Origin of the sequence: Hymenobacter metallilatus (assembly GCF_003944705.1) — a bacterium.
GTDB classification, from domain to species: domain Bacteria; phylum Bacteroidota; class Bacteroidia; order Cytophagales; family Hymenobacteraceae; genus Hymenobacter; species Hymenobacter metallilatus.
The window spans coordinates 179165-189973 of record NZ_RWIS01000012.1 but is presented as its reverse complement, the minus strand read 5'-3'; the positions used below and the strand labels follow the sequence as shown (position 1 = coordinate 189973).

Below are 10809 nucleotides of genomic sequence, written 5' to 3'. Positions count from 1 at the left end.
TGCCACTGCGAGTCAGTAAGGGGTTGGTAGCCATCAACCATAATGCCCGTGGAAGCCTAGGAACTCCCCGCGCAACTTACTGACTCGTTTCTTTTTAGCCCCTACCTAATTCCCAAACACGCTCTTATGTTGTTGGGCCGGTGTCACTGCGCCGAAGCGCAGGGGGCAAAATGAGATGCTCCCAGGGTATGTGGACAGTTGGCAAAACGGTTTCGAAGAGAGCATCATCCCGAGCGAAGCCGAGGAATCTCGCGTGCTAAGGCTGGATTACCATTTAGACATCAGCACGCATGAATTCCTGATTACAGGTTTGATGCGTTATGAGCTTATAATGACGGTCTTTTTGTGTGCCAGCCCATACAAGCTAGCTTGCCCCCAGAAAATCCACAATCTGCCGCAGCACCTGCGGGTCGCGCATGATGCGGTTATGGCCCAGCCCGACGGTGGCCCGAAAATCGAGGCCCGGCCAGCTGTCGGCAACTTCCTGGGCCTCAGCAAAGGGAATACTCTCGTCCTGCCGGTCGTGGAGCAACAGGGCTTTTTCCGTCGGAAACCGGTGGCCTACCTGCACCAGGCTAAAGCTTTCGGCGTCGCGGCCATGCTGTTGCCGGATATGACGCCCCATGCGCTGGACCACGGCGGCGGGCAGCTGTAGCAGCGCGGTAAAGCGTTGGGCCACGGCCGTCGTGCTGCCCGGCACCGCCAGCAGTACCAGACGCGGCAGCCGCCCCCCCTGTAGTTGGTTGAATTGCACCGGTACGCCCACCGTGGCGGCCCCGCCAAAGGAGTGCGCCACCACCCCGTACACCGGCCCGGCGGCATCGGCCACGGCCTGAACGGCGCGGGCGAAAGCCGGCAGGGTGGTGCGGGTGCCCCCCGAGGCCCCGTGCGCCGGGCCATCGAGGGCTACCACCCGGTACCCAGCCGCCACTAATGCCTGCACCAGTATACCCCAAAAACTAGCCCGATGCTCCCAGCCATGCACCAGCAGCACCATGTGCTTGCCCGCCGGGTTCCACTCGTAGGCTACGATGTCAGTATTGGACGAGGTAACCGTAAACTGCCGCGCCGAAGCCAGCACGGCTGCCTCCCAGCCCTTCTGGGGCAATTGCCGGGGAGTTGTGAAGAGCTTCCATGCTTCGGCAAAGGCCCATTCCGTTGATATGGCACTGAGCAGCCGAAACTTCAGGCGAAGCAGCCTGATACCCGGCGGCAGACTGAACGCAGGAGGCGGAGCAGGCGTAGGCATAACGCAAATATGCGGTTCTGGCCGGTAACAACGGCTGCGGCCGTGAGGCCAACATTTTTTTTGGCTGAAGCAAACCAGTCTGCCGCCCGCTTCGTAGGTGTACCCCCGCTGCTGCCCGATGCACCGCGGCAGTGCCCCATGCTTCTGACCTTTTGCGACATCCGGGCACAATTTGCGCCGGAGCTAGGCCTGTTTCGTTTTCAATGGAACGCCACTCTGGTGGGGCGCCCCCGTTTCCAGCGCAGCATGAACTGCGTGGCGCAGCTAGTGGAGCAGGGTGATATTTCGGCCGTGATGCTGGATTTACATGATCTGCCCAGTTTGGGGCTCGATGAGCAGCTCTGGCTGGCAGCGAACTGGCTGGGACGGGTGTCGGTGCGAGCCATTGAGCAGGTGGCCCTTATCATTCCCGACAATAACTCCTACAACCAGATGGTGGTTGAAAGCCTGATTCGGGCCGGCCGTCATTTCATGCACTACGAAATCCAGTTCTTTGCCAATGCCGCCGGTGCCCTCGACTGGCTGGTGGGTGAGCAAAACCCGGCGGCCCAGCAGGCCCTGGAGCAGCAGTGGCTGCTTTGGTCGGAAACCCTGGCCAGCTAGGCCACTCAAGTTGCAGTGTAGCAGCCGGAGTTAAGTGTTGAAGCTGTTTAGAAAGTCGAAAGCCAGCGCGGGTTGCTCCACCGCAACGTAACCACGCAGTGCGCTGCCACTCCGGCAGGGCGACTACCGGCCCCATTGCCAATGAACGGCGCGCCCTATGCGGCACGTATGTGGCGACTTCTCTACCTTTGCCCGGCCGCCCGGCCCGTGCCGGCTTAGGCGCAACGCGGCTTTTAGCGGAACGCTCCTGCGGGCTGTTCCCTTAGAAGCCGCTTTTTCAACCGCCATTTCGTGACTTCCAAGTATAGTATGGACACTTCTTCTTATTCCGTGCCCACCATGTCGGTGCAATTGGGCCAGTACCAGGCAGCCGTTGAGGCAACGCTTCAGGAGTTTAACGCCCGCCACTTCACCGCCGGTTTCTGGCAGAAACAAGCCGATCTGTGGGTGCAGGATGCCGAGGCCCAGCAGAGCGTACGTAGCTTTATGGGCTGGCTACGGGTAGCCGAAACCATGCTGCCCCGGGTGGGAGAAATTGAGGAGTTTGCCCAGGAAATCCGGGCCGCTGGTTTCAAGCATGTGGTGGTAATGGGCATGGGCGGCAGCACCATGACGCCCATCGTATTCAAGCAGGCCTTCGAGAAAAGCGCCAATGGCCTGCCCCTGCTCGTGCTTGATACCACCAACCCCGGCTCGGTGCGGGAAATTGAGGAGGCTGTATCGTTACCGGAAACTCTGTTTGTGGTAGCCAGCAAATCGGGCACCACGGCCGAGCCCCTGGCGTTCGGCGACTATTTCTACGCCCGCCTAAAAGAGCTGAAAGGTGAGCGGGCTGGCGAGAATTTCGTGGCCATTACCGACCCCGGCTCCAAATTCGTGACCCAGGCTACGGCCGAGGGGTACCGCCGCATCTTCCTGAACTTCGCGGAAGTAGGCGGCCGGTTCTCGGCCCTCTCCTACTTCGGGCTAGTACCCGCCGCCCTCTACGGCATTGATATTTATGCCTTGCTGGAGCGGGCCATTGCCATGATGCGGGCCTGCGGCTCGGAGGGGGCGGTGGCCGATAACCCCGGCCTGATGCTGGGCGTGGCCCTGGGCGTGCTGGCCCAGCAGGGCCGCGACAAGCTCACGCTGGTGGTGCCCGCCGGCCTCACCGACCTGGGCTTGTGGCTGGAGCAACTGGTGGCCGAAAGCACCGGCAAGGAAGGTAAAGGCATTCTGCCGGTGGCCGGCGACCCGCTGGGCAGCCCCGAAGTGTACGGCCCCGACCGGGTGTTCGTGTACGTGGGCTACGAAAGCCAGCCCGACGAAGATAACCGCCGCAAAGTGGCCGCTCTACAGGCCGCCGGTCATCCGGTTATTGCCATTTTGCTGCGCGACGCCCTGGATTTGGGAGCCGAGTTTTTCCGCTGGGAAGTAGCCACGGCCGTAGCCAGCGCCGTGCTCCAGATCAACCCCTTCGACCAGCCCAACGTGCAGGCCGCCAAAACCGCCACCGACCAGCTGATGAAGGTTGTGGTGGAGCGGGGCTCCTTGCCCCAAACCAGCGCCCCGGTGCTCACGGAAAACGGCCTGAGCTACTACGCCAGCGTGGCCGGCTCCAGCGCCGCAGATGTCCTGAGAGCCTTTTTCCAGCAGGCTGGTTCCGATAACTTTCTGTGCATTCAGGCCTACCTGATGGAGACGCCCGCCTTGAATGCCGAGCTGGATGCGTTGCGCCAATTGGTGCAGCAGCGCCTGCACATTGCCACGGCTTCGGGCTACGGCCCCCGCTTCCTGCACTCCACTGGCCAGTACCACAAGGGTGGCCCCAACACTGGCCTGTTCCTGCAGCTCACCACCGACCACGCCCAGGACCTGCCCCTGCCCGGCCGCCCCTACACCTTCGGCACCTTCCAGAATGCCCAGGCTGCCGGCGACCTGGAAGCCCTGCTTAGCACCGGCCGCCGCACTCTGCGTGTGCACCTGGGCTCAGTAGGCGAGGAAAAAGGTGTGGCCCAACTGCTGCGCGTTGTACAAGACGCCCTGTAAACCACAGATGCTGCAGATGGCCTGATGCCGCCGATTTGTTCAGAAAGTAAACAGCCCCCTCTTGCGAGGGGGCTGTTTGCTTTCTGGCAGTACAGGAATTCAGGTATTGAAGGCTGAATTCAGGGTGTGTCGAAAAATTCCAAAACGGGTGTACTGAACTTACCGAAGCATTTCTCCCGTTTCAGCAGACGGTTCAACGGAAGCGGGTGAGATGCTTCGACAGGCTCAGCAGGGCATTTAGCGAGTTGCAAACGACTGTTCAGACACAACCCGGCTAAGAATGAATCTGCGGCAGCCGGGCCTTTTGCAGCATCTGTGATATTAGCGCCCGAAATCGTCCTGTACCCGCACGATGTCGTCTTCGTCGGAGGGTTGGGCAGCGTCGGTATGCTGCCAGATTTCGGCAATCTGGCCCCAGTCGTCGAGGCCGATGAGGCGGTGCCGCTCGCCCTGTTGCAGGGTAATTTGCTCGCCGGGGCCATAGGTTTTCAGGGGGCCTTCCTCGTTGGTGGGGCTAGTTACAACGCCCACTGTGCCGCTCACCACGCGCCAGATTTCGGCACGGCGGTGATGATACTGCCAGCTCAGGCGCTGATGCGGGGCTACCAGCAGAATTTTAGGACTCAACTTGCCCGAAATCCGCAGGTTATCTACTTCCAGGCCATTAAAATACATATCCGCAAACTGCTGCGCCTGGGTTTCGTCGAGCACGAAAAAACCGCCCCAGGGCCTTTCCTCATCTTTGCGCTCAATGCGAAAGCCCTGTTGCTGCAGGTGCTGCTCGGTATAGAAAAACAGAGCTGATTTGGTGAGTTCGGCAGGCATATTAGCGTGAGTTCGGGACGGAGTTGGTGTTGTACAATGCCCTACCTCAGCCTGGGCAAACCGGGGCCGGTAAGGCATGGCAAAGTAACAATTCATTGGGTTGTGGCAGCACTCCGGCCCCAAATTGTGCCCGGCCTCGATATCTAAGTGCTGATGGTTCGCGTACTGCCCTTATCCGTTCATCTACCTCCGAACTCATGAAAAAAGTAGCCGCTGGAGTTCACCAGCTCACCATTCAGCGTTTCGTGAATGTATATTTTGTGGAAACCGGTACGCCCGGCGAGTGGGTACTGGTCGATACGGGCCTACCTGGCTCCGAGAAAACCATACTGGCCGCCGCCGACACGCTATTTTACCCTGGTACGCATCCTGAAGCTATTATTCTAACCCACGGCCATATGGACCATTCGGGCTCGGCCCAGGCTCTGGCCGAGCACTGGAAGGTGCCCGTGCTGGCCCATCCGCTGGAGCTACCGTTCCTTACGGCCCGGGCCGTGTATCCGCCCGCCGACCCTACCGTGGCTGGCGGAGGCTCACTGGCATTCATGTCGCGTTTTTTTCCACCCCAATCGTTCCAGCTCAGCAACTATGTGCAGCAGTTGCCCGCCAACGACCAGGACCCGCCTTTCCTGCCCGATTGGCGCTGGCTGCCCGTACCTGGCCATGCTCCCGGCCAGATTGCCTTGTTCCGGGAAAAGGACCGCACCCTGCTGGCCGGCGACGCCTTTGCCACGGCCAACCATGAGTCGGTGCCGGAGCTGCTGCTGCAGCGGCCAGAAATCAACATTGCCGGGGCTCCCTTCAACTACAACTGGCAGCAAGTCGGCGAATCCATCCGGACATTGGCGGCCCTGCAGCCGGCGGCCATCGGCTGCGGCCACGGGCCGGCTGTTTCTGGGGAAAAATACACTGCCCAGCTACAAAAACTAGCTGATGAGTTCCGGGTGCCGGCTTACGGGCGCTACGTACATACGCCCGCGCGCACCGATGAGAATGGGGTTGCTTACCTCCCACCCGCTCCCCACGACCCTATACGGGTAAAGTTTACCCTCGCCGCCGCAGGCCTGGGGGCACTGGTTGGCGCGGCCCTGCTGGTAAAACGGTATCAGAAACACAAACAGAATGAATACCCCCGCCCGGTTGCCGCAGAGCCTAAGCGCCAGCGCACCGAAGAGGTGGCGCGGTAGCTGCTGTTTTCTCGTTCTTTTGCTGGTAGCACACCGGCCCTGGCTACTGCAGTCAGGGCCGGTGTGCTGTCTGGCAAGCCCCGGATTTTACTCGACGGGGTCGGGCTGAACGGGTGCTGTTTCAGCGGGCTGTTTCACCGATATACTGCCGTGTACAGTACTTACCTTGAGTTGAGCGCCCCCTTTTCCTAGAGTAGCTGCCAGGTTGTGCGGCAGCACGCTTTTGCGCTTGGTATTCAGCTCGGCGCTAACTTTGCCGTGCGTGGTGCGGGCCAGAATGGTGGCTGCATATACAGCGGGCAGCTGCCAGTCAACGGCTCCGTTTACCGTACTTACCTCCAGGCCCGGCCCCGCCCAGGCCGGCCCGGACAAGCGTAGCGTAAGGCTGCCATTGGTGGTTTGGCCCCGCACGTCGCCGCTTACATCCAGCAGTACCAGCGGGCCGTTCGTGGTGTTCAGGCGAAGCTTTCCGGCCACATTTTCCGCTTTAATGGCACCGTTTACGGCTTTCAGGTCCAGGTCGGTGCGGGCTGGCACCAGCACTTCGTACTCCACGGCCCAGCCGTCCAGGGATTCGTTGGCGCGACTGGCACGGAGAGTACTATTCTGCGCCGTAATCCGCACGGCAGCTACCAGGGCGCGGGCATCGGCGGCAGTGGCAGCCCGGCCGGTTACCAGGGCCCGCACTTTCACGGTGGTGCCATTCCAGCCCCGCACCGTAATACCGCCGTTGGCGCGGGCATCAATGGTGAGCGTGTTGCCGGCCGCTGGAGCAGGTAGGGTCAGGTCGCGAGTTTCGCAGTGTAGCTTTTGTAGGGCCTGGCTGGCAGCCGGAGCAGGACAAGTAAGGCTCAGGGCCGGTATCTGCTGGGCGGCTGCCGGAATTGCACCGGCCAGCAGGCCCAACTGCAGAAAAAAGAGCTTCATGAATACAAAGAGTAAAAATCAGAGCCGCGGAAGAAATTTTCAGGCGGTACACAGATGCCCCGGTTCTGCTCAGACATCCAGCCCGGCCGCTACGCCCGTGAGATAGGCGGTCAGGATGGTTGCAGCCAGCCGGGCAGTTTGGTTGTCACGGTCGAAAGCCGGATTGAACTCGACCACTTCAAATAGCAGCACATCGGGCTCCTTGCCCGCCAGGAAAGCTGCCTCTACAGCCTGGCGGGGCGTAAACCCATCGGCGCTTGGGGCGCTTACGGCAGGAGCATAGGCTTCGGCGCAGCTGTCCATGTCAAAGCTCACAAACGCGGGGCCCTCGGCGGTGGCGTGGCGCAGGGCCCGGCCCATGTACTCGGGCATACCATCCTGCTGCACATGGGCCAGAGGTACCAAGCGGGCCTGCTGCTGGTGCAAAAAATCGATATCCTCCCAGGCGTTGAGGTTGGAATGCAACCCGATTTCGGTGAACCGGGCCCCAGCCAGCACTTCTTCCCGCAGCAGCTTCCCAAATGGGGTGCCGCTGCTGAGCTGGCCGGGCTTGTCTTTCACGTCGGCGTGGGCATCCAGGTTGATGCCGCCCACCGAGGTGCTGCCGGTGGCGTCGCGCAGGCCCCGCACGGTACTATAGGTACCATCGTGGGAACCGCCCAGCACCACCACCCGCGGGTACTGATTGAGCAGGCGGGCCAGCTCACTCCGGATGGTTTGGTGGTTGGTAGCATGGTCCGGGTGGCGCAGGTCGAGGTTGCCGGCATCGGCAATGCGCAACCCATCGAGGCGTATATTGTGCTCCAGGTTATAGGTTTTGTGGTAGCGGCGCAGCTCCCGCCGAATGGCCTCGGGGGCCTGGGCGGCACCGGCCCGGCCGCCTTCCAGCACCGTACCAAAATCGAGGGGTATTCCAACCAGGCACACGTCGGCCTCGGGTAGCTCGGCCGCCGGCCGGATCAGGTCACGTAGAAAGGTGGGCATAGCCCAAATGTAGGGGGAAAATGCCCGACCAACGCACCTCGTACAACGAGGCTTAGCCTGCCAACAAGCTCAACAGTATCAGGAATTGCGTATGTTGTGTTTTCGCCCGTAGTTCTACTCCCTGGAACTTGCTATGCTCCTAGATACCCCATCCCTCACCATTCGCTTCGAACCGCAGGAAAACTGGCTGTGGGTACACTGGAGAGGGGCGCACGACGCAGCATCCGTTTTTCAGGACTGTAACCGTTTGCTGGAGTGTGCGCAACAATGTGGCTGCACAAAAATCCTGAATGACAGCAGTGAGGCATATGGGGAGTGGTGGCAGGCAGCCGAGTGGATTGGCCAGGAGTTTCTGCCGCAACTGGCCAGTGCGGGAGTGCAGGCCGTTGCCTGGGTAAACGCTATGGACTGGCCCTCCCGGCACGCGGTGGCCTCTACCATGCAATACGCCCGGGGCCTCACCATCCGTACGTTCGATTTCGATGAGTTGGAGGCGGCGCAGCAGTGGCTCTACACAGTGCCCGTTTGAGAAGCCCCGTTTCCTGGTCTATCTTTCAGAATGAAATGGTTTCTATTCCTGTGGTTTCTGGGAGCTACGCCGCTGCTGCCCAGCGCCCGGCCCCCTCAATCCATTCCCCGCAAAAGCCCGTCGTTTTTTGCTACCTATACCTACCTCACTTACGCTATTCTCGATAAAGGCACCAGCCCTACCCCGCTGGCGGCCAAGGGCGTTGGGGGTACCCTGCAGCTGCGGGCCGACGGCACCTACCAGAAACGGCTGACGCTGGCCGGCAACGGCACCACCCTGCGCTTCGACCAGGATGGCCGCTTCGTATTTGCCGCCGACAGCATCCGGTTTCTGTACACCCGCAACGGCCAGCCCCACACCGACCGGGGCGTTTTCCGACTGCGGAACGGGCTACTCACCATCACGCTGGCCGGCTTTCCGGTTGGCAATCAGAGCATCTACACGCTGCGGATGCAGTAAGGCGGTACAACGGGCCGGGCGCAGTGGTCAGGCTGGGCCTGCATTGCGCCCGGCCGGGGTTTCTGCTAACTTGCGGCCCCTTTCGGCCCCACCCCGCCGAACGGCAACTCACTATTTCACCATTTCACCAACTCACCATAGATGGGACGCGCGTTTGAATTCCGCAAAGGCCGCAAAATGAAGCGCTGGGACCGGATGTCCAAAGACTTTACCCGCATCGGCCGGGAAATTGTAATGGCGGTGAAGGAATCGGGCCCCAACCCCGACACCAACTCCCGTCTGCGCACGGCCATGCAGAACGCCAAGGGCGTAAACATGCCCAAAGACCGGGTAGAAGCGGCCATCAAGCGCGCCAGCAGCAAGGAGGAAAAGGACTACCAGGAAGTAGTATACGAGGGCTACGCCCCCCACGGTGTAGCCGTAGTTATTGAAACGGCCACCGACAACCCCACCCGCACCGTGGCCAACGTGCGCATGTACTTCAACCGGGGCAATGGAGCCCTGGGTACCGCCGGCTCCTCCGACTATACCTTCACCCGCAAGGGCGTATTCAAGCTGGCCGCCGAAGGCCTGGACCTGGAAGAGTTGGAGCTGGAGCTGATTGACGCTGGCGCCGAAGACGTGTACGCCGACCAGGAGGAAGATGAGCACGGCAACGAGAAGCACTACATTGTAGTAGAAACGGCCTTCACCGACTTCGGCCAGATGCAGAAGGCCCTGGAAGAGAAGGGCCTGAACGTAGTATCGGCCCAGCTCCAGCGCGTGCCTAACACCACCGTCCACCTGGAAGGCGAGCAGCTGGAAGAGGTAATGAACCTGATTGAGAAGTTTGAGGACGACGACGACGTGCAGGCCGTGTACCACACGCTCGGCTAACCACTGGTTGCGCGGATTTTACGGATTTTGTGAAAGACTGGCAGCGGGCCGCTCCTTACAGGGGCGGCCCGCCTTTATTTTTGCGCTACCTGAAGCAGGTGTTTAACTACCGGGTTTGCTTGCTACTGCCCGCTGGGCAGCCCCCGCCGGGTAACCCACCAGGCAGCCCGGCCAAAGAGGCGAACTGTACGCCAGAGAGTAGGACCAAACAATAGCCCAAAACCGACCAATACGAGGCCTTCGGCCGGCCGCTGCCACCAGGCCGCCAGTAGTAGAGCTAGGGGTAGGAAGGCTTCATAATACTCGTTCAGCAGCACGTGCGAATGGGGCTGGGGCTGCACTATTGTAAGTTTCATTCGCCAGCGGTAATGCCGGATCAGCACCAAGCCTGCGTAAAGAAGCATAGCCAACCCCGCAGCCACCCGGCTACTCAGGCTCAATAGTACCAGCAGTGCTATACACTCGATTGGAAACACAATGAACTCAACTATGCGACGGGCATTTGTAGCTCCCAAACGGGTTACGAAAGTGCGCATACCAGCTTCTGCGTCGTTGGTAGCGTCGCTGAGCTGATGCCAGATAATATTGCGCATCCCGCAAGCCAACGACCAGATACCCACCGCCCCCACCCAGAGCGGCGGCAGCGTCTGGTGCAGGCTGGCACTCATCAGCATAATACCCGTCATTTGCGGAAAAAAATGGGCACCGGCAGCATCGGCCAGTACGCCGGCCAGAGCCCGGCCTTTCAGGCGCACGGGCGGAAGCGAATACGCAGAGAATACAACCCAAGTACCCAGGTAAAGCCCCGCTATCAGCGGACTGGTGCGCCAGAAATACCAACCAAATCCTACTCCGGCTACCACACATGTACCTAACAGCCATGCAACACGCCGGGCAGATGTATACGCCAACCGGTTAGACTTACCTGCCTGCGCATCATCGGTCCGGTCAGTCCAGTCGTTGAGCAGGCTTACGTAGGTGGCTGCCACGGTAAGGGCTAGCAGTAGTAGTAGTAATTGACCACCAAGCATCCAGATCGGGCTGTTCAGCAGCAGAATGGAGGCGAAACAAATAGCCATAATTGGTGCAAATTTGTATCCCCACCACTCAGAAATACGAGCAACAGTAGCTAATCGACG

General features: G+C 60.4%; 11 protein-coding genes. 6 read left to right on the top strand and 5 right to left on the bottom strand.

Annotation, left to right across the window (positions count from 1 at the left end):
- Nucleotides 1-364 precede the first annotated feature (364 nt).
- A complete protein-coding gene (locus tag EI290_RS17295; RefSeq protein WP_125432916.1) occupies nt 365-1249 on the bottom strand; it encodes an alpha/beta fold hydrolase in 885 nt (294 codons plus the stop codon).
- A 138-nt stretch (nt 1250-1387) separates the two neighbouring features.
- On the opposite strand from EI290_RS17295, the gene EI290_RS17290 reads away from it, so the two are divergent.
- Entirely contained in the window at nt 1388-1852 is a 465-nt protein-coding gene (locus tag EI290_RS17290; RefSeq protein ID WP_125432915.1) for a hypothetical protein, read from the top strand.
- A gap of 309 nt (nt 1853-2161) precedes the next feature.
- The gene (locus tag EI290_RS17285; protein ID WP_125432914.1) at nt 2162-3883 is read left to right on the top strand and encodes a glucose-6-phosphate isomerase; all 1722 of its coding nucleotides are present in this window, start codon (nt 2162-2164) and stop codon (nt 3881-3883) included.
- A 321-nt stretch (nt 3884-4204) separates the two neighbouring features.
- Here EI290_RS17285 and EI290_RS17280 read toward each other — a convergent pair whose 3' ends face one another.
- Complete coding sequence (locus EI290_RS17280; RefSeq protein WP_125432913.1) at nt 4205-4708, bottom strand: cupin domain-containing protein; 504 nt, start codon at nt 4706-4708, stop codon at nt 4205-4207.
- Nucleotides 4709-4905: 197 nt separating this feature from the next.
- On the opposite strand from EI290_RS17280, the gene EI290_RS17275 reads away from it, so the two are divergent.
- Nucleotides 4906-5895 carry an MBL fold metallo-hydrolase gene (locus EI290_RS17275; RefSeq protein ID WP_125432912.1) on the top strand — a complete coding sequence of 330 codons (990 nt, stop codon included), beginning with the start codon at nt 4906-4908 and terminating at the stop codon, nt 5893-5895.
- 87 nt (nt 5896-5982) lie between these two features.
- Here the strand turns inward: EI290_RS17275 and EI290_RS17270 are convergent, their stop codons facing one another.
- Entirely contained in the window at nt 5983-6822 is an 840-nt protein-coding gene (locus EI290_RS17270; RefSeq protein ID WP_125432911.1) for a DUF4097 family beta strand repeat-containing protein, read from the bottom strand.
- Between the two features lie 69 nt (nt 6823-6891).
- Nucleotides 6892-7806 carry an arginase family protein gene (locus EI290_RS17265; protein WP_125432910.1) on the bottom strand — a complete coding sequence of 305 codons (915 nt, stop codon included), beginning with the start codon at nt 7804-7806 and terminating at the stop codon, nt 6892-6894.
- Between the two features lie 133 nt (nt 7807-7939).
- On the opposite strand from EI290_RS17265, the gene EI290_RS17260 reads away from it, so the two are divergent.
- From EI290_RS17260 to EI290_RS17250, 3 genes are all read left to right on the top strand, one after another.
- On the top strand, nt 7940-8335 hold the full coding sequence (locus EI290_RS17260; protein WP_125432909.1) for a SpoIIAA family protein: 396 nt from the start codon (nt 7940-7942) through the stop codon (nt 8333-8335).
- Nucleotides 8336-8365: 30 nt separating this feature from the next.
- Nucleotides 8366-8794, top strand: coding sequence for a hypothetical protein (locus tag EI290_RS17255; protein ID WP_125432908.1), 429 nt, complete (start codon nt 8366-8368; stop codon nt 8792-8794).
- 141 nt (nt 8795-8935) lie between these two features.
- Nucleotides 8936-9670: a YebC/PmpR family DNA-binding transcriptional regulator gene (locus EI290_RS17250; RefSeq protein WP_125432907.1), complete on the top strand. Its 735-nt coding sequence runs from the start codon at nt 8936-8938 to the stop codon at nt 9668-9670.
- 122 nt (nt 9671-9792) lie between these two features.
- On the opposite strand, the gene EI290_RS17245 is transcribed toward EI290_RS17250, so the two are convergent.
- Nucleotides 9793-10749: a UbiA family prenyltransferase gene (locus EI290_RS17245; protein WP_185817054.1), complete on the bottom strand. Its 957-nt coding sequence runs from the start codon at nt 10747-10749 to the stop codon at nt 9793-9795.
- Between the last annotated feature and the right edge of the window lie 60 nt (nt 10750-10809).